This is a genomic window from Allobosea sp. (assembly GCF_030694325.1).
GTDB lineage: Bacteria > Pseudomonadota > Alphaproteobacteria > Rhizobiales > Beijerinckiaceae > Allobosea.
The window spans coordinates 1-22,431 of record NZ_JAUXYO010000340.1; the positions used below are offsets into that span (position 1 = coordinate 1).

Sequence of the window (22,431 nt, forward strand, 5' to 3'; positions counted from 1 at the left end):
CTGTAGAGCCCGAAGGCCTGACCCAGCATCGCCGCCGCCCCGGTCGCCGCCGGTGGCGGCCGGTCAGAACTTCACGCTCGGCGCGACTTCGATCTGCGCGCGCGTGGTTTCGCCGACATCGAAGAATTCGCGCTGGCTGAAACCCATCTGCGGCGCGAACAGCACCGCGGGAAAAGCCTGGATTGCGGCATTGAACTCGCTGACGGCGTTGTTGAAGAAGCGCCGCGCCGCGGCGAGCTTGTCCTCGACATTGCCGAGATCGACCTGGAGCTGCTGGAAATTGGCGCTCGCCTTGAGGTCGGGATAGGCCTCGCCCAGTGCCAGCAGCCGCCCGACCGCACCGGATAGTTGCTGCTCTGCTGCCGCCTTGTCATGAACACTGGACGCACCCTGGGCGGCGTTGCGCGCCGCGATCACCGCATCCAGCGTCGTCTTCTCATGCGTCGCATAGCCCTTCACCGTCTCGACGAGATTGGGGATCAGGTCGTGACGCTGCTTCAGTTGAACGTCGATGTCGGCGAAGGCCTGGTTGACGCGCTGCCGCATCGCCACGAGGCCGTTATAGGTCATGATCAGGTAGACGGCGATCGCGGCGATCAGCCCCAAGACAACCCAGCCCATGGCGTGCTCCTCAAGCTCTGGCGCAAAGCGCCGCGCCAGCGTGGCACGAAGGCCGGCGGCGGGGAAGCGGGCAGGAGCCAGCCGCCGGCTCAATCGTCGCTGTAGCGTTCCTCGCGCCAAGGATCGCCACGATCGTGATAGCCGCGCACCTCCCAGAAACCGGGGCGGTTCTCAGACGTGAATTCGATCCGCTTGAGCCATTTCGCGCTCTTCCAGAAATAGAGCTTCGGCAGGACGAGCCGCAGAGGCCCGCCATGCTCAGCGGTGAGCGGGCGCCCCTCCCAGGAATGGGCGAGGATCGCGTCCTCGCTGGCGAAATCCGCCAGTGTCAGATTGGTGGTATAGCCGTCATGGCTGTACAGCACGACGAAGCCGGCCTCCGCCTTGGGGTGCGCGAGATCGAGGATCGTGCGGGTGGCGACGCCTTCCCAGCGATTGTCGTAGCGCGACCAGGTGGTGACGCAGTGAATATCCGATACGTCGGTCGATTGCTCCTGCGCCATGAACTCATCCCAGCGCCAATGCAGGGGACGCTCGACCAGCCCGTCGATATCGAGCGACCAGCTCGAGACGGCGATCTCGGGCTGCAGGCCGAGATCCAGCACCGGCCAGTCCTTGACCAGGTGCTGGCCCGGCGGCAGTCGCTCATTGTCCGGGCGGGCGATGCGCCCGGTCAGGAATTTGGCCGAGCGAGCCCAGGCCTGCTTGGTGCGGGTGAGCTTGGTATCGGCGGGGGTATCGGGATCGTCGGTCACGGATGTCTCTCCGCGGAGATGCGAGGGATCACCGCCTGTTCTGGCATGATCAGTCCGACCCGGCGAGCCCATGGTGAGGAGCCGTATCGTCTCCTCGCACAACGGGCGGCATGGGGGAGGTAGGCCTTCGCCCTTGCCCTTCCGTCCCATTTCCACTACATCGCGCCTGTCCGAAGGGCCGTGATCGATCACAGCCGGGGGCGGCCTTTGCGGCCGGCTCCCGTTTCGTGTTTGGGGCGGATCGTTTGGATGCGGATGCAGAACCGGCGGCCTTGCGCCGTTCGCCCTGCCCAGCGCTTCGAGCGCGGGCATGGCGGCCAGCCTCTGATGAGGCGCCGACGGGAACATCCGGCCTGCAACACCAACCCAAATGGGCGCTTGCCGGACATCCGCGGGAGACGCGGCCGGCGTCAGGAGAATGCATGTCAGCCGTAGAAAGCTTTTCGGGCCGCGAGGATTTCGCCGCCCTTCTCGAGGAATCCTTCGGTCAGAACGAAGCCCTCGAAGGTTCCGTCATCAAGGGCAAGGTCGTCGCCATCGAGAAGGATATGGCGATCATCGACGTCGGCCTGAAGACGGAAGGGCGTGTCGCGCTCAAGGAATTCAACGGCCCCGGCCGTGACCAGGACATCAAGGTCGGCGACGAGGTCGAGGTCTATCTGGACCGGATCGAGAACGCGCTCGGCGAGGCCGTGATCTCGCGCGACAAGGCGCGTCGCGAGGAGAGCTGGGTCAAGCTCGAGAAGGCCTTCGAGGCTCGCGAGAAGGTCTCGGGCGTCATCTTCAACACCGTCAAGGGCGGCTACACCGTCGATCTCGACGGCGCCGTGGCCTTCCTGCCGCGTTCGCAGGTCGACATCCGTCCGATCCGCGACGTCGGCCCGCTGATGGGCCAGCCGCAGCCCTTCGAGATCCTCAAGATGGATCGCCGCCGCGGCAACATCGTCGTGTCGCGCCGCACCGTCCTCGAAGAGACCCGCGCCGAGGCTCGTTCCGAGCTGGTCGCCTCGCTCGAAGAGGGCCAGGTTATCGACGGCGTCGTCAAGAACATCACCGAATACGGTGCGTTCGTTGACCTCGGCGGCATCGACGGCCTGCTCCATGTCACCGACATGGCCTGGCGTCGCGTCAACCACCCGTCCGAGGTCGTGACCATCGGCCAGACGGTCAAGGTCAAGATCATCAAGATCAACCAGGACACGCACCGCATCTCGCTCGGCATCAAGCAGCTGCTGGCCGACCCGTGGGATGGCATCGCGGCGCGTTACCCGGTCGGCGCGCGTCTCAAGGGTCGCGTCACCAACATCACGGACTACGGCGCGTTCGTCGAAGTGGAACCGGGCATTGAGGGCCTCATCCACGTCTCCGAGATGTCCTGGACCAAGAAGAACGTCCACCCCGGCAAGATCGTCTCGACCTCGCAGGAAGTCGACGTCGCGATCCTCGAGGTCGATCAGGTCAAGCGCCGCATTTCGCTGGGTCTCAAGCAGACCCTGCGCAATCCGTGGGAAGTCTACGCCGAGACGCACCCGGCCGGTTCGACTGTCGAGGGCGAGGTCAAGAACAAGACCGAGTTCGGCCTGTTCCTGGGTCTCGAAGGCGACATCGACGGCATGATCCACCTCTCCGATCTCGACTGGAACCGTCCGGGCGAGCAGGTCATCGAGGAATACAAGAAGGGCGACATGCTGCAGGCTGTCGTCCTCGATGTGGACGTCGAGAAGGAGCGCATCTCGCTCGGCCTGAAGCAGCTCGGCGGCGATCCGTTCGTGGATGCCGGCGAGTTCAAGAAGGGCCAGGTCGTCACCTGTGAGGTGATCGAGGTCAAGGAAGGCGGTCTCGACGTCAAGATCGCCGGCACCGACATGACCACTTTCATCAAGCGCGCCGAGATCGCTCGCGATCGCCAGGAGCAGCGCCCCGAGCGCTTCGCCGCCGGCGAGAAGGTCGACGCCCGCGTCGTGCTCTTCGACAAGAAGGCCCGCAAGATCCAGGTCTCGATCAAGGCTCTGGAAATGGCCGAGGAGAAAGAGGCGATGGCGCAGTACGGCTCCGCCGACTCCGGCGCCTCGCTCGGCGACATCCTGGGTGCCGCCCTCAAGAAGGCGACGACCGATAAGAAGTGATCGTTCGGCCGCGCAAGCGGCCGGATGTCTCGACCAGCCCGCGCGGAGAAATCCGCGCGGGCTTTTGTTTCGGACCACCTTGTCATTCCGGGGCGGCCCGCAGGGCCGAACCCGGAACCCACGACGGGGTGCGTGCTGATCGCCGTGTCTGGGACACGCTCGCCCTGTCGTGGGTTCCGGGTTCTTCGCTGACGCGAAGCCCCGGAATGACACCCTGATCGGGCACGTGAGATAGGAAGCCTTCATGACCCCCGCCGCCATCGGCATCGACTTCGGCACGACCAACAGCGTCGTCGCGCTCGCCGGCGCCGACGGGAGCGTCACGACGCGCTCCTTCGCGACGAAGCAGGGCGCCGTCGATGCCTATCGCTCGGCGCTGATGTTCTGGCGCGAGGGGCGCCCGCCCGCGACGCGCATCGCCCATGTCAGCGGGCCCGACGTCCTCGACATGGCGCTGGGCATGACCACCGAGCACCGCTTCCTGCAGTCGCTCAAGACGCATCTGTCGAGCCGTGCCTTTCAGGAGACGCGGCTCTTCGGCAAGCTTTTCCGGCTCGAGGATCTGATCGGCGTCTTCCTCGCCGACCTCGTCGCAGGGCTCGACGGGCTGGCTTCGAGGCCGCTGGTGTCCGGGCGGCCGGTCGTCTTCGCCGGCGAGCGCCCCGACGAGGAACTGGCGCTCGGCCGGCTGAAGGCCTCCTATGCCGGGGCCGGCATGAGCCAAGTCGATTTCGCCTATGAGCCGCTCGGCGCCGCCTATTGGTACGCCCGCGAACTGAAGCAGCCGCAGACCATGCTCGTCGCCGATTTCGGCGGCGGGACCAGCGACTTCTCGGTGATGCGCTTCGAGCCCGGCAAGGCGGGCCGGCTGGAGGCGATCCCGCTCTCCCACGCGGGTGTCGGCGTTGCCGGCGACACCTTCGACTACCGCATCATCGAGCATGCGGTTTCCCCCCGCCTCGGCAAGGGCACGCAGTACCGTTCCTTCGGCAAGCTGCTGCCGATCCCGGCGCATTACCATGCCGCCTTCGCGCAATGGCACCGCCTCTCGCTGATGAAGAGCCGCGAGACCATGGCCGAACTCAGGGCCCTGATCCGCGAGGCCGTCGAGCCGGACAAGCTCGAGGACCTTCTCACCGTCATCGAATACGATCTCGGCTACGAACTCTACCGCGCCGTCTCGGCAGCCAAGATCGCGCTGTCGAGCGCCGACGAAACGGTCCTGCGCTTCGAGCAGACCGGCATCGCCATCGAGCGCCGCATTACCCGCGCCGACTTCGAGAGCTGGATCGCGCCGGATGTCGCGGCCATCGAATCTGCGCTCGACCGGGCGCTGACTGAGGCCGATGTCGCAGCCGGGGCGATCGAGGCCGTCTTCATGACTGGCGGTACCTCGCATGTGCCGGCCGTGCGTGCGCTCTTCGACCGGCGTTTTGGCGCTCATCGCATCCATGTCGGCGATGCTTTCCGCTCGGTCGCCAGCGGACTTGCTTTGCTGGCGCTCGATCGGGCGCGCGACGCTGTCGTGGCCTGATCGGTGCGCGTCACCTTGCCCCGCTGACGGTGCAGGGCTACATCACGGGCGCCGAGCGCGGCGCCCTCGCCATCTTTTCCATGCGGCTGCCAGACCGCGCCAACCGACAGGAGCGCCTTGATGTCGTCCGATGCCGACCTGCTCGCCGACCGTCGCAATCTGCGCCGCAAGGTGACGCTGTGGCGCCTGCTCGCCGTCGTCGGGGTCATCGGCGCGGCGGTGGTCGCCGGCTTGGCCTGGACCGGGCGCACCCCCGGTTCGATCTCGCAGGCTCATATCGCCCGTGTCACGATCTCGGGCTTCATCTCGGGCGATCGCCGGACGCTCGACCTCGTCAAGTCGCTCGAGGAAAGCCGCGCTGCGGCGGTCATCGTCCGCATCGACAGCCCCGGCGGCACGGTGAGCGGCTCGGAAGCGCTCTATGACGCCCTGCGCCGGCTCGCCGCGAAAAAGCCGATGGTCGCCGTGGTCGACGGTCTGGCCGCGTCGGGCGGCTATATCGCCGCCATCGGCTCGGATCGGATCGTCGCACGCCAGACCTCGCTCGTCGGCTCGATCGGCGTGCTGTTCCAGCTCCCGAACGTCGCTCAGTTGCTCGATACCGTCGGCGTCAAGGTCGAATCGATCAGGTCCAGCCCGCTCAAGGCCGCGCCGAGCGGCTTCGAGCCGACGTCGCCCGAGGCGCGAGCGGCGCTCCAGCGCGTGGTCGACGACAATTACGACTGGTTCAAGCGGACGGTCCGCGAGCGCCGCAGGCTGGCCGAGCCGGAGGTTGCTCTGGTCTCCGACGGGCGCGTCCATACCGGCCGCCAGGCGGCCGCGCTCAAGCTCGTGGACGAGATTGGTGGCGAGCCGGAGGCGATCGCCTGGCTCGAGCGCGACAAGGGCGTCGCGAAGGGGCTGCGCGTGCGGGACTGGCGCCGCGCCAGCGAATCCTCCTCGCTCGGCCTCTGGAGCATGGGCGAAGCCATGGCCCGCGCCGCCGGGCTGGACACGCTGGCCGCCGTGTTGGCCCGCGCCGCGGACCAGCCGCTCGGTTTGCGGCTTGACGCGCCTCTGGCGCTCTGGCAGCCTGCAGTCGAAAAGTGACGTTGATACAAGCGGTTAGATTGCAGCGATGATCAAATCAGAACTCGTCCAACGCATCGCCGAGCGCAATGGTCATCTGTATCAGCGCGACATCGAGAACATCGTCACCGCCATCCTAGACGAGATCGTCAATGCGTTGTCGCGGGGGGACCGGGTCGAGCTTCGCGGCTTCGGTGCCTTCTCACGCAAGGCCCGCTCGGCCCGCGTCGGACGCAATCCGCGTACGGGCGACGCGGTCGAGGTCGAGGAGAAGTTCGTCCCCGTCTTCAAGACCGGCAAGGAATTGCGGCTTCGCTTGAACGGAAAGGCGTGATCGGCGGCCGGGGCGCCTCGGGCGTAGCCGGCGCCGAAATGTCGGGGCCGGCGAGGCGACATCGACCGCCAGCGGCGCGTGATGGGGCGCAGCCGTTGGGCTCAGCCTCGGGCGGACGACCCTGCCGATAGCCCCCGATCAGCGATCTCGCGGAGGAACAGCGATGAAAACCGTCTTCAAGGCCCTTCTGCTCGTGCCGATCGCACTGGTGGTCGTGCTCTTCGCCGTCGCCAACCGCGCGCCGGTGCGCGTGTCTTTTGATCCGGTCAGCCGTGACGTGCCGGTCTTCGCGCTCGATGTGCCGCTCTTTGTGGTCGTCCTGGTCGCGCTGGCCGCGGGTGTGCTGGTCGGCGGCTTCGCCTCCTGGCTGACCCAGGGCAAGCACCGCAAGGCCGCCCGGCGCAACCGGCGGGAGGCCGAAGCCCTGCGCTCGGAGACGCAGATGCTCAGGGCCGCGGTTCCGGATTCCGCGTTGCCGGCTCTGACCAACGGGCGCGGCTGATGCGGCTGTTCGGAAACGCCGAGATCGATGCGGCGCTGAGCTTCCCCGGTTTAGTCGATACGCTGGCCGAGGCGTTCCGCGGCAATGCGGTTGTCCCGCCGCGAGCGCATCACCGCATCGAGCGTCCGGACGAGCAAGCGGTGCTGCTGATCATGCCGGCCTGGAGCGCGCCGGAGGCGGAGCCACCCTATATCGGCACGAAGATCGTCTCGGTCTTCTTCGGCAATGGGGCGCGAAACCTTCCGGGCGTCATGGGCGCCTATCTGCTGATGGACGGCCGCACCGGGGCGCCGCTCGCGGTCATGGACGGCAATCGCCTCACCTTGTGGCGCACCGCCGCCGCCTCGGCGCTGGCCTCCCGCCACCTCGCCAATCCGACGGCGAGCAAGATGCTGATGGTGGGCGCCGGCGGCCTCGCGCCGTTCCTGGTCAAGGCGCACCGTTCCGTCCGTCCGCTGACCGACATCGCAATTTGGGCCCGTCGGCCGGAGGCCGCCGAAGCGGTTGCAGCGCAACTCGTGTCGGAAGGCATCGAGGCGCGGGCTGTCACCGATCTAGAAGGCGAAGCCCGGACCGCCGACATCATTTCCTGCGCCACAAACGCAACGCAGCCGCTGATCCACGGCCGCTGGCTCAAGCGCGATGCCCATCTCGATCTGGTCGGCGCCTTCACCATGCAGATGCGGGAAGCGGACTCCGACGCATTGGAGCGAGGCCGTGTCGTGGTCGATTCGGAGAAGGCGATCGACGAGGGCGGCGACATCGCCATCAGCATCGACGAGGGCAGCTATGCCGCGGACCGCGTCGCCGGAACGCTGACCGACCTGTGCCATGGCCGGCTGCCCGGCCATGCTGAGGGCGGGGAGATCACGGTCTTCAAGTCGGTCGGCATGTCGCTAGAGGATCTCGTGGCGGCCGTCTCCGTCTGGGAGAACCGCGCACCGGCCTGACCCGGCGCGCGGTGCGGCCCGGTCAGACGCGAACCGGGGCCCCGCCGAGCGCGCCGAGCAGCCAGAGCACGAGCACGACGACGAGCGCCAGGCCGAGCACGCCGCCGAGCCCGGTCGTTCCGTAGGAGCGGTGGCCGTAATAGCCGCCACCGCCGACGAGCAGGATGATCAGGAGAACGATGACGAGCGTGGACATGGGCTGAAACCTCCGGAAGGCGTCGGCACGGCGCGCGACGCATTGCCGGGGAAACGTCAGCGCGCCACGGCGGGTTCCGTGGCGCTCGGCCAGCGCTGCGGCGTCAGTCCGCCTTGGCGCCGACCTCCTTGATCAGATCGCCCCATTTCTTCATTTCGGCCTGCAGGAAGGCTGCCAGCTCGGCCGGCGTCCCCCCGACGGGCTCTGCGGCGAGCTGAGCCATCCGCGCGCGCAGCGCGGGGTCGGCCAGCCCTGCCTTGGTGTCGGCCTGGATCTTGTCGATGATCGCCTGCGGCGTCCTGGCGGGCGCAAACAGCGCAAACCAGGACGAGACGTCGAACCCGGGCACCGTCTCGGCGATCGGCGCGAACTCCGGCGCGGCCGCGGAACGCTTGGCGGTGGTGATGGCGAGCCCCTTGATCGAGCCGGCGCGCACATGCGGCAACGCCTGGGTAATGTTGTCGAAGATCAGGTCGATGCGGCCGCCGATCAGATCCTGCGTCGCCTGGGCCGTGCCGCGATAGGGCACATGGACCATCTTGGTGCCCGTCAGCTTCTGGAAGTATTCGCCCGACAGATGGACCGAGGTGCCGATGCCGGAGGAGCCGTAGGACAGCTTGCCCGGGTTGGCCTTGGCATAGGCGATCAGCTCAGCCACGGAATTGACCGGCAGGTCCTTGTTGACGACCAGCAGGTTCGGCACCAGCGCGACCATGGTGATGGGGGCGAGATCCTTGACCGGGTCATAGTTGAGCCGGGCATAGAGATATTGGTTCGTTGCCATGCCGACGGAGACGATCAACAGGGTATCGCCGTTCGGCTCGGCTTTGGCGACGGCGTCGGTGCCAATATTGCCGCCCGCGCCGGCCCGGTTCTCGACGACGAAGTTGATGCCCCAGCTCTGGCCGAGCTTGTCGGCGATCAGGCGGCCGAGCACGTCCGTCGCACCGGCGGGCGGGAACGGCACGACGAGCTTCACGGTCCGGCCCTGCGGCCAGGCCGTCTGCGAAAAGCTGGTCCCCGGAACGCCCAAAGCGGTGGCTCCCAGCCCGCCGAGCAGGGCGCGGCGGTCGATCGTGAACATGGTCATGGCGTGGTCCTTCCCCCGAAGCGGTGCGGGCCGTTCGATCCGCGTCTCGTTCGTGGAAAGCTGCCGCCTCGAAGGCAGCTTGTCCATGCGCAAATCGTCCATCGCTTGACCCGGCTCGCGGATCGGGGCGAGTCTGGCTTCATGCTCAAGGTGAATCGTCGAATCGCCGCGCTCGGTCTGGCTCTGGCCGCAGTGCTTTCTCCTGCGGCCGTCGGTGCGCAATCCACGGCCGATGAGGAGGCGAAGCGGCGCGCCGCCAACATCGCCGCCTTTCCCGAGGCTGCTCGCGCGCTGTTCGGCCAGAAGGCGGCCCCCGCCAATCTGCAGGCCCGCGCCATCGGCTCCTATGCGCGCGGCTGCCTCGCGGGCGCGACCGCGCTGCCGGTCGACGGGCCGAGCTGGCAGGTCATGCGGCTGAACCGCAACCGCAACTGGGGCCACCCTGTCCTGATCGACTATCTCGAGGATCTCGCCCGCGAGGTGCCCAGGATCACCGGCTGGCCGGGGCTCCTGGTCGGCGACATCTCGCAGCCACGGGGGGGGCCGATGCTGACCGGCCATGCCTCGCATCAGATCGGGCTCGACGCCGACATCTGGCTGACGCCAATGCCGCGCGCCCGGCTCGATCGCGAGGCACGCGAGAACATGCCGGCGGTCAACATGGCCCGGGCTGATTGGCGCGACGTCGATCCGAGGCACTGGACCCCGTCCCACACCCGGCTGATCAAGGCGGCGGCGAGCGAGCCTCGCGTGGAGCGCATCTTCGTCAACCCCGCGCTGAAGGTCGCGCTCTGCCGCGAGGCGGGGGCCGACCGCTCATGGCTCAACAAGGTCCGGCCGATCTGGGGCCACAACTACCATTTTCACATCCGCATGAGCTGCCCCGCGGGCATGGCGAGCTGCAGCGGTCAGGAGCCGCCGAACTTCGGTGACGGCTGCGGCGAGGAACTCAGCGGCTGGATCGAGCGGCAGCGCGCCGCCATCTTCGCCCCGCCCAAGCCGCCGCGCACCGGGCCTGCGCCCAAGCCCAAGCCGCCGATGTCTCTCGACGACCTGCCGGCAGAGTGCCGGCAGGTGCTGGTCTCGCGCTAGCGACAGCCTTTCAGCGCTGCGGTGGCGTCCGTCCCGAACTATAGGCGAACGGGTCGCGCTGCGGTGTGATCGCCGGCTGCGCCTGGTCGTAGCCTTCCTGGTCGACGACGCCTGTGCCCTCGTCGTCGCCGAGGATCACCTCCTCGGTCGGTGGCACCGAGCCCGGCAGCATCAGCGGGCCGCGCTGCTCGCTCGGCAGGGCCTGAACGGCGCCGGGGCGATGATAGCGCGGCTGGTTCAGCGGCTGGCCGTCGTACTCCTCCAGGAAGCGCCGCTGCGCCTCCAGCCCCTGTCCCTGATGGTTCGCCACGGGGTAGCCGCTCGACGAGACGGCGCCGGGCGGGCGCAGGCCTCCGCTCGGCTGCCGCATCAGGGCCCCTCCTGCGACCATGGCCGGAGCGGCATCGCGCAGGCTCGGCTGGGCCGAGGAATAGGGCCGGGCCGGGTCTGGCGGCGGCAGGTTGTAGTTCGGCGTGTATTTGATCACCGGCTTGCAGATGCGGCGGCCCTTCGAATGCCGCGCCAAGTCGATGTGGAAATGGTCGTAGTGGAACATGTCCGCGCCCGGGCCGAGCACGGTCGAGAAGTGCTCGCAGGCGCCGACGAAAATTTCGCGCAGGAAGTTCTGCTCCTCCGGCGCACCCCGCCAGCCGTCCTTCACCGTGACGGTGCGGCCGTCGTTCAGGCGGAAGGAGAACACGTCGACGGCATTGCCGAAGGCATGCTCGGAGGTCCGGCGGGTGCCGGTGCCGTTGTTCATGGCGCGGCAGGAGTAGGAGCCCGCGCGCATCTCGATGACCTGTGCACCCAGCAGGTTCTGGGCGGCCGGCTGCACGACCTCGGCCAGCCACTTGTCGGTCGTCGCGACGATGGGGCAGGACAGGGTCGCGCTGCTCGTCAGCCCGATCCCGCCATTGGCGAATGCGGAGACTTTGAGCGGCTTTTCCATGCCGCAGGTGCCGGGGCCGTCGATCGGCTTGCCGCGCAGGCTGACATAGGAGGAGAGCTGCACCTGGCGTGCCGACAGGCAGGCGGCTTCGGCCTGGTCGCGCCAGGCGGCGCGCTGCGGCTTCTGGAACTGGCCGCAGCCGGCGAGCCCGGTTCCGAGCAGGCCGAGCGTGAGGAGGGCGAGGTGAACGCGTCGCATGACCGATCAATTGCGACCCGTTTCGTGAACGGTTTCTCAACCGGGTGAGCCCGCCGCGACACAGCCGGATTAACTTTGGAGGTGCGGTTAACTCCCGCTTAACGCGCCGGCCCGGTCTGTCCGAAGGTCACCGCATGCATCAGCCGGCCCGGCAACAGCGTGAAGCCGCCGGCGATCACGAGGCTCAGGAGAAGGCCGGTCATCGCCGATCGGTGCGGTGCGGGGTGGCTCGGGATGCAGCAGAGGCGGTGCCGCATGTCCCCGACGCCACTGGCGCGATCACCAGGCCGCATGCGACACAGCGGACATTCCGCTCCGGCAGGGAGATCCGGCGATGACCGGCAAGGCGCGCTTCATCTTTCCGATTCTGATGGCCGGCATCATGGCTTTCCTGATGACGGCCCTCGTGACCTGGCTCAATCTCGGCCTGCCCGTCGATTTCGTCCGCCACTGGCTGGCGGCCTTCGCCGTCGCCTGGCCCTGCGCGGCGGCGACAGCCTTCATCGCCATTCCCGTCGCCCGCCGCGCCACGGGCCTGATCACCCGCATCATCGGAGAGTGACATGCAGAGCCTGCGCGAGATTCTGGGCCGCATCGCCCGCGGCGACGCCGGCCCGGCCGAGACGCTGGCCGAAAGCGCCGCGCGGATCGCCGAGCGCGAGCCGCGGATCCAGGCCTTCGCCAGCCGGCCCGAGGCGCTCCTGCCCGGCACAGGCCCGCTCGCGGGCATCGCCTGCGGCGTCAAGGACATCATCGACACAGCCGATCTGCCGACGCAGATGGGCTCGTCGATCTATCGCGACTGGCGCCCGCGGGCCGACGCGCCGATCGTGATGGCGCTCACGGCCGCGGGCGCGACGGTTGCCGGCAAGACCCACACCACCGCCTTCGCCTTTCTCGACCCGGCCCCGACCTTCAATCCGCATGACGCCGCGGCCAGCCCCGGCGGGTCCTCGGCCGGCTCGGCTGCGGCTGTGGCCGCCGGCATGATCCCGCTGGCCATCGGGACCCAGACCGGCGGATCGGTCATCCGGCCGGCCTCCTATTGCGGCATCGCCGCGATCAAGCCGTCCTACGCCCTGTTGCCGACCGTGGGCGTCAAGCCCTTCTCTTGGTCGCTCGATACGCTCGGCCTGATGACTGCGAGCGCGGACGATGCAGGCCTGGCTCTGGCGGCGATCACGGGGCGCGGGGATCTCGATGCGCCGGCCGCAGATCTCCGCGGCCTGCGCATCGGCATCCACCGCCAATCCTATGCCGGTGCACCGGAGCCTGCCGCCGCGGAGGCGCTGCAGCGCTTCGAGGAGAGGGCGGTGGCGGCGGGCGCGGTGCTCGTTCCGCATGACGGCCCAGCGACGTTTGCGGACGCATTCGATGCGCACGGCCCGCTCCAGGATTACGAGGCGACCCAGGCCCTCTCCTGGGAATATGCCCGTCACCGCGACGATCTTCCGCCGAAGCTGCGCAGCTATCTCGATGCGGCCCGCGCAACGACGCCGCAGGGCTATGACGAGGCGCGCCGACGCTCGCGGCGTGGCCGCGATGCGGCCCGGGACTTCTTCGCCGAGGTCGATGTCGTGGTGACCTACTCGGCCCCGGGTGAGGCACCGGCGACCCGCGATTCGACCGGTGATTCCCGCTTCAACCGCCTCTGGACCCTCCTCGGCGTCCCCTGTGCGACCGTGCCATTCGGCCATGGCGGACGAGGCTTGCCGACCGGCATCCAGGTCATTGCCGGATTTGGTCGTGACGAGTGGGTCATCGCGGCAGCGAAAGGCATTGAAAAGCTGGTCGGGCGAGGTTGATCAACGCTTTCATCCCCAAGACTAATCAATGATTTAATGCCTTCTTAACACTACTCTTGGCTGCGCCGCGGTCGCGCCACGGTTTAGCCCCCTTGCGGCCGCCGCCAGTTCTGCTAGCCTTGTGTCAGGTCAATGACACAGGAGGGTGTGATGAGCCTCACGCTTCGTCTCGACCGGTTGGTCATGGGTGCGGCCTTCGTTTTCATGATGTTGATCGTGTTGGGAGCGTTCTGACGACGTCCGTCTCGAGTCGCTTCGACCATGAGTTCCAGAAACACCGCCGGGAAGAATTCCCGGCGGTGTTTTCGTTGATCGGCCCGTTGCTCATCGGCCGACGATCCCCAGGTCCCGATGTCGGCGGGGTCGATCAGCTCTCCGGGCACGGCTCCCCCGTGATCTGCCAGGACATGAGATTCGTCACCCGGCCGCAATAGGCGATCCGCCGTCCCTGGGTGGTCCGAATGCAGGACGAACTGCCCTCTGCGATCTTGCGACCATCGTTCCAGCAGAAGCAGAGCGGTTCGGGCGCCTGGGCGGGCCGTGGCGGGTCCAGCGGAAGGGCTGGCTGGGCCCCGGCCAAGGGAACGGCTGCGAATTGGAGCAGCAGGGCTGTGGCTGAAAGTCGCCCCAGAAAGCCCGTTGGCCCGGGGATCCTGCGTCTTGTGGCGTCCGCGGCTCGAAAGAGCGCTGTCATGTCTCGCCCCCGAGGAACGAAAGGTCGCATCTATGCGCGCTTGTTCCAGTGTAGCACGAGACTGCCCCCCGGCACAGCACGAGCTATAGTTTCATTTTATTGTGCAATGCAGAGAGGCGCTCTGCGGCGATCTTGCAGAAGTCGAATGCATGCCCCATATTCGCCGGAAGAGAGCCCAAGGGGGGCTCCGGGAGGAACCATGTCTCTGATTTCGCTCGCCCGTCGTGGTCGTGTCGTCGCCGTACTCGCTGGCGCTCTTTTGCTCGTGCCCGTGCTGGCCGAGGCCAGGCCGGGTGGCAAGGGCGGCTTCGGAAGCCGCGGTTCGCGCACCGAAGCGCCGCCGGCCCGTACCAACACCGCGCCCAATGGCGCCCAGCCCTTCCAGCGCAGCGCGACGCCATCGCCGAGCCAGGCGGCTCCGGCCGCCGGTGCCGCCGCCGCGGCCCAGGCCGCGCGTCCCTCGATGGCCCGCAACCTGATGATGGGCGTCGGCGCCGGCCTGCTCGGCGCCGGCCTGTTCGGCCTGCTCTCGGGCTCGGGCTTCTTCAGCGGTCTCGCCTCGCTGGCCGGCATCCTCGGCTTCCTGCTGCAGATCGCACTGATCGGTGGCGCGATCTGGCTGGCGATGCGCTTCTTCCGCCGCCGCTCCGAGCCGCAACTCGCCGGCGCCGGCGCGCCGCTGGCGCGTGGCGCGATGTCGCCGCAGCCGGGCGCGAGCATGGGTGCCATGGCGGGTGGTGCCGGTGCCGCGACGGCGGCTGCCGCTTCCGCTTCGCACACCACGCCGGTCGAACTCTCGGGCGATGATTTCGCGGCCTTCGAACGGCTGCTCTCGGAGATCAACGAGGCCTATTCGAACGAGGACGAGAAGGGCCTGCGTGATCGCGTGACGCCGGAAATGTTCGGCTATTTCGACGACGACCTCACGGCCAATGGCCGCAAGGGTCTGGTCGATCGCGTCTCGGACGTGAAGCTCCTGCAGGGCGACCTCTCGGAGGCTTGGGGCGAGGACGGCTACGAGTTCGCCACCGTCTCGATGCGCTTCAGCCTGATCAACGCGCTCTACGAGCGCGCGAGCGGCAAGGTCGTCGACGGCAACGCCAGCGTGCCGCAGGAGGTCACCGAGTACTGGACTTTCGTGCGTGCCCGTGGTGGCGCCTGGAGGCTTTCGGCGATCCAGCCGGCCGCCTGAGGCGCGCTGCATCGAACCTTTGGAACGGCCGGGGCGACCCGGCCGTTTTTCGTTGCGCGGATTCGGGTGTCGCGCCGGGCCGATCCGTCCTATAGCCGGGCCCGCGGCGCCGGCGGGGAGGGCGCCCGCATCCGTTAGACCGATCCCCGCCCGCTGGAGACTGCCGTCATGTCCGATATGCGACTCGTCGTCGTCGGGGCCGCCGGACGCATGGGGCGGATGCTAATCCGCGCCGTTCACGATGCGCCGGGCTGCGTGCTCTCGGCGGCGATCGAACGTCCCGGCTCGCCGCATCTCGGGCAGGATTCGGGCCTTCTCGCCGGCCTCTCCGCCAATGCCGTTCCGCTGACCGACGACGCGGCATCGGCTTTTGCCGGGGCCGATGGCGTGCTCGATTTCACCATGCCGGAGGCGACCACCGCCTTCGCGGCACTGGCGGCGCAGGCCCGCATCGCCCACATCGTCGGCACCACCGGGCTCGAGCCCTCGCATCTGACCAAACTCGGGGAGGCCGCGCGCGACACCGCCATCGTCCGCTCCGGCAATATGAGCCTGGGCGTCAACCTGCTCGCCGCGCTGGTGCGCAAGGTCGCGGCGACGCTGGGGACGGATTGGGACATCGAGATCGTCGAGATGCATCACCGCATGAAGGTCGATGCCCCGTCGGGGACCGCGGTGCTGCTCGGCGAGGCCGCGGCGGCCGGCCGCGAGGTCGATCTCGCGCAGCAGCGCGTCGCCGTGCGCGATGGCCACACCGGTGCTCGCATGCCCGGCACCATCGGTTTCGCGACTTTGCGTGGCGGCACCGTGGTCGGCGACCACAAGGTCGTCTTCGCGGGTGCGGGCGAGCGGCTCGAACTCGCCCATGTCGCGGAGGATCGCGGACTGTTCGCGCAGGGCGCGGTCAAGGCCGCTCTCTGGAGCCGGGGGCGGGCGCCGGGGCTCTATTCCATGGCCGATGTCCTCGGGCTCGACGGTCTCTGAGGGACGGATGCGATGACACGCCTCGTCGTCGCGCCCGGCGTCGTCCACTGGCCGGGCTATCTCGGGCCCGATGCCCAGGCCGCGCTCGTCGCCGATCTGCGCGCGGTTGCGGCGCAGGCCCCCTTCTTCCAGCCGCGCATGCCCAAGAGCGGCAAGCCCTTCTCGGTCCGCATGACGAATTGTGGCGCGCTCGGCTGGGTCTCGGACGAGACCGGCTATCGCTACCAGCCGCTCCATCCCGTGACCGGCGAGCCCTGGCCGCCGATGCCCTGCGTGCTGGCGCAGGCCTGGCGCGCACTCGCCGGCTACCCGCACGAGCCCGAGGCCTGCCTCGTCAATTTCTATGCGGCCGATGCGCGGATGGGCCTGCATCAGGATCGCGACGAGCAGGATTTCGAGGCGCCGGTGCTCTCACTCTCGCTCGGCGACACCGCGGTCTTCCGCATCGGCGGCCCGCAGCGCGGCGGCAAGACGGTCTCGCTGAAGCTGGCCTCGGGCGATGCCCTGCTGTTCGGAGGCGAGGCGCGGCTGGCCTATCACGGCATCGACCGCATCCTTGCCGGCTCCTCGGCCCTGCTGCCGCAGGGCGGGCGGATCAACCTGACCTTGCGCCGCGTGACGAAGCCGCCGGCTGAGAGCGGCGCTTAGCGCGAGGCGTCCGATCCCGGCAGGTTCGGAAACGACCAGCCCAGCAGGATCGAGCCCGCCCGCAGGCCGAATCCCGCCGCCAACCCACCGAGCATGACGACGGGAGCGCTGAAGCCCAGCGTCGTCAGCAATGCGGTGGCACCGGCGCCCGCCGCGGCGGCGGTGACATAGAAATCCCGGCTCCACAGCACCATGGCGCGGTCGCCGGCCAGAATGTCGCGCAGGATGCCGCCGAAGGAGGCGGTGACCGCTCCCAGCGCCACGGCCGAGAGGGGCGGCACGCCGGCCGCCAGAGCCTTCTGCGTGCCGGCGACGGCGAAAAGCGCGAGCCCGGCCGCGTCGGCCCAGATGAGCAGGCGCTTGGCGCTCCAATCGTCCATGCGGCCCGGACGGAGATAGGCGATGGCCCAGGCCGCAAGCGCAACGGCTGTGCAGAGGATGACGCTCAGCGGCGCCTCGACCCAGGCCACGGGCCGGCCCAGTAGCAGATCCCGCAGGGTGCCGCCGCCGACGCCGGTGACGGTGGCGAGCAGGATGAACCCGAACGGGTCCATGCCCTTGCGGGCGGCGACCAAGGCGCCGGTCAGCGCGAAGACGGCGACGCCGACGGCCTCGATCACGGGGTCAGTGGGCGGTCGGGGTGGGGTCGCCGCCCTCGGCCGCCTGCGGCTTCGGCGCGCCGGCCGACACCCCCACGAGCGCCGGCCGAAGCACGCGCTCGCCGATCTTGTAGCCGGACTGGACGACCTTGGAGACCAGACCCTTGGCGATCTCGGCATCGGGCGCCTCGAACATCGCCTGATGCATATTGGGGTCGAACTTCTCGCCCAGCGGTTCGATCTTGCGCACGCCATGGCGCTCCAGCGTCTTGAGCAGGTCGCGCTCGGTCAGGTCGACGCCCTCGATCAGCGCCTTGAGCGCCGGCTCGTCCGTGGAACGCGCCGCGTCCGGCAGGCTTTCCTGGGCTCGCCGCAGATTGTCGGCCGCGCCCAGCATGTCGCGGGCGAAGCTCGTCACCGCATAGGCCTTTGCGTCGGCGATCTCGCGCTCGGTGCGGCGGCGCAGGTTTTCCATGTCCGCCAGCGTGCGCAGCAGCTTGTCCTTGAGGTCGTCGCGCTCGGCCTCGATCTTCGCGAAATTCGCCTGGATGATCTCTTCCGGCGTCTGCACCGACGACGCGTCGGTCGGCTCGGCGTTCGGGTTGTCCGCAGGGTTCTGCGTCATGGCGTGATCCAACTCTCGCAAATCATGGCTGCCGGCGGGAAAGCGCGTGCCGGCGGCGTTCGTGGCCGATATCGGGCTTGTCGGAGCTTAAATCAAGCACGGGCCGGCGTCCGTGTCCGCGCTGCAGGCGTCTTCTCCGCCTCGGGGCCGAACACGTCCAGCAGCGCCTTGCGGATGGTGAGCTGCCGGGCGGTGGAGACGATTTTCGCATTGGTCAGGTCGGTGACGTAGAACACGTCGACCGCCTTCTCGCCGAAGGTCGCGATATGGGCGGAGGCGATGTTGAGGTTCAGTTTGCCGATCGCGGTGGTCAGGTCGTAGAGCAGGCCCGGTCGGTCGAGGCCCGCGATCTCCAGAACCGTGTGCCGGGCCGAGAGCACATTGTCGATGATCACCTCCGGCGGCACCTGGAAGGTCTGGCCGCGGGGCGGCGGGGCCCGGCGCTGCGCGACGAGATCGGCGATCTTGATCTCGCCCTTCAGCGCCCGCTCGATCGCGGCCGCGATCCGCTCTGCCCGGCGCAACTCGTCGTCGTCGCGGTCGAAGGCGCGCGAGACCGAGATCGTGTCGAGCACCAGCCCGTCGGTGGTGGTGAAGATCTGCGCATCGACGATATTGCCGCCCGAGGCCGCGCAGGCGCCGGTGACGATGGCGAGCAGCCGCGGATGGTCGGGGGCCAGGATGGTGAGCTCGGTCACGCCGCGGAACTGGTCGGTCTCGACCAAGGTCGCCGTGGTGCGCCCCTCGGCCTCGGCGCGGGCCATGAAGCGGGCATGTTTCTCCTGCCGCCCGACATCGGTCTTGATCCAGTAGGCCGGGTAGTGTCGGGCGAGATAGGCGTCGCGTGCGCCATCGTTCCAATCCGAGAGCCGCTCCTTCAGCGCGTCCTGCTTCTTCTCGACACGCGCCTTGCGCTCGATCGCGGAGTGCCCGCCGGCGAGCATGATCTCGGTCTCGTAATAGAGCGTGCGCAGGAGCTGGCCCTTCCAGCCGTTCCAGACGCCAGGGCCGACGGCCTTGATGTCGGCCACGGTCAGCACGAGCAGCAGTTTCAGCCGCTCCAGCGTCTGCACGGTCGCCGCGAAGCTCTCGATCGTCTTGGGGTCGCCGAGATCGCGGCTCTGCGCCACCGTCGACATGTCGAGATGGTGCTCGACGAGCCAGGCGGCGGTCTCGGTCTGGCCCTCGGTCAGGCCGAGCCGCGGCCCGAGCTTGCGGGCGATGCGGGCGCCGGCCACCGAGTGGTCCTCGATGCGCCCCTTTGCGACGTCGTGCAGGAACAGGGCGACGTAGAGCGCGCGCCGGTTGGTGATCGTCGGCATGATGCCGTTGGCGAGGGGATGCTCGGATTCGAGCACGCCCGCATCGATCTCGGCGAGAACGCCGATGCTGCGGATCAGATGCTCGTCGACGGTGTAGTGATGATACATGTTGAACTGCATCATCGCGACGACGCGCCCGAAATCCGGCACGAACCTGCCGAGCAATCCGGACTCGTTCATCCGCCGCAGCACAGCCTCGGGCGAGCGGCGAGCCGTCAGGATCTCCAGGAAGATGCGGTTGGCGTCGGGGTCGTTGCGCAGTTGCGGCGTCACCAGCCGCAGCGACTGCGTCACCAGCCGGCTGGCGTCGGGATGAATCGCCAGATCGTCGCGGCTGGCGATCTCGTAGAGCCGCAGCAGATTGACAGGGTCGCGCCGGAAGGCGTCGGGATCGACGACGTTGAGCCGCTGGCTCTTCAGCGTGAAGTCGGGATGGCCCAGCGCCCTCACGCGCTTGCGCTTGGCGAAGGACCCGAGCAGGCGCGAGAGCGAGGCGCGCGGCTTCTGCTGGCGGGCCTCGAGCGCGGCGCAGACGATCGCGGTGAGGTCGCCGACGTCCTTGGCGACGAGGAAATAGGCCTTCATGAAGCGCTCGACCGGCGCCTGGCCGCTGCGCCCGGCATAGCCGATCGCCGCCGCGACCTGGCGCTGGAGATCGAAGGACAGCCGCTCCTCGGCCCGGCCGGTGATGAAATGCATCCAGCAGCGCACGCGCCACAGGAACTCCTCCGAGCGCTGGAACATCAGCAGTTCCTTGCGGTCGAACAGCCCGGCCGCCACCAGCTCACGCACGTCGTTGACGCGATAGGCGTATTTGGCGATCCAGAACAGCGTGTTGAGATCGCGCAGGCCGCCCTTGCCGTCTTTGACGTTGGGCTCGACGAGATAGCGCGAGCTGCCGGCCCGGCGGACGCGGGTCTCGCGTTCCTGCAGCTTGGCCTCGGTAAAGGCCGGCGCCGTCCCTTCGACGACCTCCGCGCCGAAGCGGCGAACCATGTCGTGGAAGAGCAGCACATCGCCGGCCACGAAGCGCGCTTCGAGCAGCGCTGTCCGGATCGTCATGTCGGCGCGCGCCTCGCGCACGCAGTCATCGACCGAGCGAACCGAATGGCCGACCTTCAGCTTGAGGTCCCACAGCGGATAGAGCACCGCCTCGACCACGCTCTCGCCCCAGGCCGTCTGCTTGTGCGGAAATAGGAAGAGCAGGTCGACATCCGAGCCCGGCGCCAACGTACCGCGCCCATAGCCGCCGACGGCGACGACGGCGATGCGCTCCGACTGGGACGGGTTGAGCGCCGGATAGAACAGCTCGGTCGCGGCGACATGCAGGCAGCCGATGATTCCATCCATCACCGCCGAGAGATGCTGGGCGCAGATCAGGCCATGGCGTGGGCGTTTGAGCAGATCCCGCGCGGAATCGAGGCCTTGGTCAAGGACATGCCGGAGGGCGGCTACGAGCAGGGGGCGAGCGGTATCCTGAGAAGCGGCTGCAGCGCGCACCAGCAGTTCGGCCATGGCACGGCGGGGGCTGGCGAGAACGGCGTTGAGTTCGAGCACCGGCTGATCGGCGACGGATGGCACCAGCCCTGACCCCGCTTGCTGTGATGGCCGGCCCAGAGGCCGTGCTGGCTGGTTAGCATGAGAGGCGGATTCGCGAAGCGGCTAAAAATATACATGCATAAAATGTGTAAATGTGAATTTAACATTCCTGAGCGCGCTGTTTGACATACAGAACGAATGGACCTACAAGGCGGATACGCGCCGATTTGAGCCACCAGCTTGCGGGCGCGAAACAAGTGCAGCTAAAGCGTGGGGCATGGGCGCCAACCTGTCGCTCGATCCCTTCGCGCATCGAAAGGGACCACGAATGACCATTTCCCGCCGCTCCGCCCTGGCTGGCCTCGCCGCCTCGCTCGTTCTCTCTGCCGGACAGGCCGTCGCCCAGGCGCCCAAGGAAATCCGCGTCGACTTCGCGACCTACAACCCGGTCAGCCTCGTCCTGAAGGACAGCGGCATTCTCGAGAAGGCGCTGGCCGCCGACGGCATCACCGTGCGCTGGGTCCAGTCGGCCGGCTCCAACAAGGCGCTGGAGTTCCTCAACGCCGGCTCGCTCGACTTCGGCTCGACGGCCGGCGCCGCCGCGCTGATCGGCAAGATCAACGGCAACCCGATCAAGTCGATCTATGTCTATTCGCGGCCGGAATGGACCGCGCTCGTCACCGGCGCCAAGAGTGAGATCACCAAGGTCGCCGACCTCAAGGGCAAGCGCGTCGCGGTCACCCGCGGCACCGACCCGCACATCTTCCTCGTCCGCGCACTGGCCGAGGCCAAGCTGACCGAGAAGGACGTCAGGCTCGTCCTCCTGCAGCATGCCGACGGGCGCCTCGCGCTCGAGCGCGGCGACGTCGATGCCTGGGCTGGTCTCGACCCGCTGATGGCCGCCGCAGAGGTGGAGAGCGGGGCGAAGCTGTTCCACCGCAAGGCCGCCGACAACACCTGGGGCGTTCTCAATGTCCGGGAGGCCTTCGCTAAGGACAATCCGGCCCTCGTGCGCAAGGTGCTGGCGGCCTATGAGCAGGCGCGCGCCTATGCGCTCGCCAATCCGGCCGAGCTGAAGAAGACCCTGGTCGCCTACACCAAGCTGTCGGACGCCGTCATCGAGCGCCAGCTCACCCGCACGGAACTGACCCATTCGACCATCGGCCAGGCCCAGGCGGACACGATCGTCGCCGCCGGGCTGGCGCTGCAGGAGGCGGGCGTGCTGCCGGCCACCACCAATGTGAAGGCCGTGGTCGACGACCTGCTCGACCGCAGCTTCGCCGTGACCAACTGACGCCGTCGCGGCAGGGATGAGCGCGCTCGGCATCGCGACGGCTGCGGATGAGCAGGGCGGCCCCGCTCGTCCACGGCCACGCCGGGCGGGCGTGGCGCTGGCGGGTTTTGCGCTGCCGGTCGTGCTGGCCGTATTGTGGGAGATCGCTGTCAGGTCGGGCTTCGCCAATGGCCGGCTGATGCCGCCGCCGAGCGTGGTCGGCGCCACGCTCTGGTCGCTGGCCGTCTCCGGCGAACTCCTGACGCACGCGATGGCGACGCTCTGGCGGGTCGCTGCCGGGTTTGCTCTCGGCGCTGCGGCGGGCACATTGCTCG

General features: G+C 68.3%; 22 protein-coding genes and 1 pseudogene. 14 read left to right on the plus strand and 9 right to left on the minus strand.

The window, feature by feature from the left end:
- Positions 1–63: 63 nt before the first annotated feature.
- Complete coding sequence (locus Q8M82_RS21955; protein WP_298280562.1) at positions 64–621, minus strand: LemA family protein; 558 nt, start codon at positions 619–621, stop codon at positions 64–66.
- Between the two features lie 89 nt (positions 622–710).
- Complete coding sequence (locus tag Q8M82_RS21960) at positions 711–1,376, minus strand: sulfite oxidase-like oxidoreductase (protein WP_305693426.1); 666 nt, start codon at positions 1,374–1,376, stop codon at positions 711–713.
- 422 nt (positions 1,377–1,798) lie between these two features.
- Between Q8M82_RS21960 and rpsA the strand changes: the two genes are divergently transcribed.
- The 6 genes from rpsA to lhpI all read left to right on the plus strand — a co-directional run bounded on the left by rpsA (position 1,799) and on the right by lhpI (position 7,890).
- Entirely contained in the window at positions 1,799–3,502 is a 1,704-nt protein-coding gene (gene rpsA, locus Q8M82_RS21965; RefSeq protein ID WP_305693427.1) for a 30S ribosomal protein S1, read from the plus strand.
- 244 nt (positions 3,503–3,746) lie between these two features.
- Positions 3,747–5,036 carry an Hsp70 family protein gene (locus Q8M82_RS21970; RefSeq protein WP_305693428.1) on the plus strand — a complete coding sequence of 430 codons (1,290 nt, stop codon included), beginning with the start codon at positions 3,747–3,749 and terminating at the stop codon, positions 5,034–5,036.
- A gap of 120 nt (positions 5,037–5,156) precedes the next feature.
- On the plus strand, positions 5,157–6,125 hold the full coding sequence (gene sppA / locus Q8M82_RS21975; protein ID WP_305693429.1) for a signal peptide peptidase SppA: 969 nt from the start codon (positions 5,157–5,159) through the stop codon (positions 6,123–6,125).
- Positions 6,126–6,153: 28 nt separating this feature from the next.
- Entirely contained in the window at positions 6,154–6,438 is a 285-nt protein-coding gene (ihfB, locus tag Q8M82_RS21980) for an integration host factor subunit beta (protein WP_305693430.1), read from the plus strand.
- A 163-nt stretch (positions 6,439–6,601) separates the two neighbouring features.
- On the plus strand, positions 6,602–6,940 hold the full coding sequence (locus tag Q8M82_RS21985) for a LapA family protein (RefSeq protein ID WP_305693431.1): 339 nt from the start codon (positions 6,602–6,604) through the stop codon (positions 6,938–6,940).
- Positions 6,940–7,890: a bifunctional Delta(1)-pyrroline-2-carboxylate/Delta(1)-piperideine-2-carboxylate reductase gene (lhpI, locus tag Q8M82_RS21990; RefSeq protein WP_305693432.1), complete on the plus strand. Its 951-nt coding sequence runs from the start codon at positions 6,940–6,942 to the stop codon at positions 7,888–7,890. Before Q8M82_RS21985 ends, lhpI begins: the two co-directional genes overlap by 1 nt.
- 22 nt (positions 7,891–7,912) lie before the next feature.
- Here the strand turns inward: lhpI and Q8M82_RS21995 are convergent, their stop codons facing one another.
- Together Q8M82_RS21995 and Q8M82_RS22000 are read right to left on the minus strand one after the other, a co-directional pair.
- On the minus strand, positions 7,913–8,086 hold the full coding sequence (locus Q8M82_RS21995; RefSeq protein WP_305693433.1) for a DUF3309 family protein: 174 nt from the start codon (positions 8,084–8,086) through the stop codon (positions 7,913–7,915).
- Positions 8,087–8,189: 103 nt separating this feature from the next.
- Positions 8,190–9,176, minus strand: a complete 987-nt coding sequence (locus Q8M82_RS22000) for a Bug family tripartite tricarboxylate transporter substrate binding protein (RefSeq protein WP_305693434.1) — start codon at positions 9,174–9,176, stop codon at positions 8,190–8,192.
- 141 nt (positions 9,177–9,317) lie between these two features.
- Here Q8M82_RS22000 and mepA point away from each other — a divergent pair, with 141 nt between their 5' ends.
- Complete coding sequence (mepA, locus tag Q8M82_RS22005; RefSeq protein ID WP_305693435.1) at positions 9,318–10,268, plus strand: penicillin-insensitive murein endopeptidase; 951 nt, start codon at positions 9,318–9,320, stop codon at positions 10,266–10,268.
- A 10-nt stretch (positions 10,269–10,278) separates the two neighbouring features.
- Here mepA and Q8M82_RS22010 read toward each other — a convergent pair whose 3' ends face one another.
- Positions 10,279–11,415, minus strand: a complete 1,137-nt coding sequence (locus tag Q8M82_RS22010) for an extensin-like domain-containing protein (protein ID WP_305693436.1) — start codon at positions 11,413–11,415, stop codon at positions 10,279–10,281.
- Positions 11,416–11,749: 334 nt separating this feature from the next.
- Between Q8M82_RS22010 and Q8M82_RS22015 the strand changes: the two genes are divergently transcribed.
- Complete coding sequence (locus Q8M82_RS22015; RefSeq protein ID WP_305693437.1) at positions 11,750–11,977, plus strand: DUF2798 domain-containing protein; 228 nt, start codon at positions 11,750–11,752, stop codon at positions 11,975–11,977.
- A 1-nt stretch (position 11,978) separates the two neighbouring features.
- Complete coding sequence (locus tag Q8M82_RS22020) at positions 11,979–13,220, plus strand: amidase (RefSeq protein WP_305693438.1); 1,242 nt, start codon at positions 11,979–11,981, stop codon at positions 13,218–13,220.
- Positions 13,221–13,333: 113 nt separating this feature from the next.
- Here the strand turns inward: Q8M82_RS22020 and Q8M82_RS22025 are convergent, their stop codons facing one another.
- Positions 13,334–13,603: a hypothetical protein gene (locus tag Q8M82_RS22025; RefSeq protein ID WP_305693439.1), complete on the minus strand. Its 270-nt coding sequence runs from the start codon at positions 13,601–13,603 to the stop codon at positions 13,334–13,336.
- A gap of 510 nt (positions 13,604–14,113) precedes the next feature.
- On the opposite strand from Q8M82_RS22025, the gene Q8M82_RS22030 reads away from it, so the two are divergent.
- From Q8M82_RS22030 to Q8M82_RS22040, 3 genes are all read left to right on the plus strand, one after another.
- Complete coding sequence (locus Q8M82_RS22030; protein WP_305693440.1) at positions 14,114–15,106, plus strand: Tim44 domain-containing protein; 993 nt, start codon at positions 14,114–14,116, stop codon at positions 15,104–15,106.
- Between the two features lie 177 nt (positions 15,107–15,283).
- The gene (gene dapB / locus Q8M82_RS22035) at positions 15,284–16,090 is read left to right on the plus strand and encodes a 4-hydroxy-tetrahydrodipicolinate reductase (RefSeq protein ID WP_305693445.1); all 807 of its coding nucleotides are present in this window, start codon (positions 15,284–15,286) and stop codon (positions 16,088–16,090) included.
- Between the two features lie 12 nt (positions 16,091–16,102).
- A complete protein-coding gene (locus Q8M82_RS22040; RefSeq protein WP_305693441.1) occupies positions 16,103–16,738 on the plus strand; it encodes an alpha-ketoglutarate-dependent dioxygenase AlkB family protein in 636 nt (211 codons plus the stop codon).
- Here the strand turns inward: Q8M82_RS22040 and Q8M82_RS22045 are convergent.
- The 3 genes from Q8M82_RS22045 to Q8M82_RS22055 all read right to left on the minus strand — a co-directional run bounded on the left by Q8M82_RS22045 (position 16,735) and on the right by Q8M82_RS22055 (position 20,799).
- Positions 16,735–17,358, minus strand: coding sequence for a trimeric intracellular cation channel family protein (locus tag Q8M82_RS22045; RefSeq protein WP_305693442.1), 624 nt, complete (start codon positions 17,356–17,358; stop codon positions 16,735–16,737). The two genes, Q8M82_RS22040 and Q8M82_RS22045, sit on opposite strands and share 4 nt — an antisense overlap.
- A 4-nt stretch (positions 17,359–17,362) precedes the next feature.
- Complete coding sequence (gene grpE / locus Q8M82_RS22050; RefSeq protein ID WP_305693443.1) at positions 17,363–17,962, minus strand: nucleotide exchange factor GrpE; 600 nt, start codon at positions 17,960–17,962, stop codon at positions 17,363–17,365.
- A 92-nt stretch (positions 17,963–18,054) separates the two neighbouring features.
- Complete coding sequence (locus Q8M82_RS22055; protein ID WP_305693446.1) at positions 18,055–20,799, minus strand: [protein-PII] uridylyltransferase; 2,745 nt, start codon at positions 20,797–20,799, stop codon at positions 18,055–18,057.
- A 352-nt stretch (positions 20,800–21,151) separates the two neighbouring features.
- Here Q8M82_RS22055 and Q8M82_RS22060 point away from each other — a divergent pair, with 352 nt between their 5' ends.
- Both Q8M82_RS22060 and Q8M82_RS22065 read left to right on the plus strand, forming a co-directional pair.
- The gene (locus Q8M82_RS22060; RefSeq protein ID WP_305693444.1) at positions 21,152–22,117 is read left to right on the plus strand and encodes an aliphatic sulfonate ABC transporter substrate-binding protein; all 966 of its coding nucleotides are present in this window, start codon (positions 21,152–21,154) and stop codon (positions 22,115–22,117) included.
- 16 nt (positions 22,118–22,133) lie between these two features.
- Positions 22,134–22,431, plus strand: a pseudogene (locus tag Q8M82_RS22065) (ABC transporter permease); the annotation flags it as partial.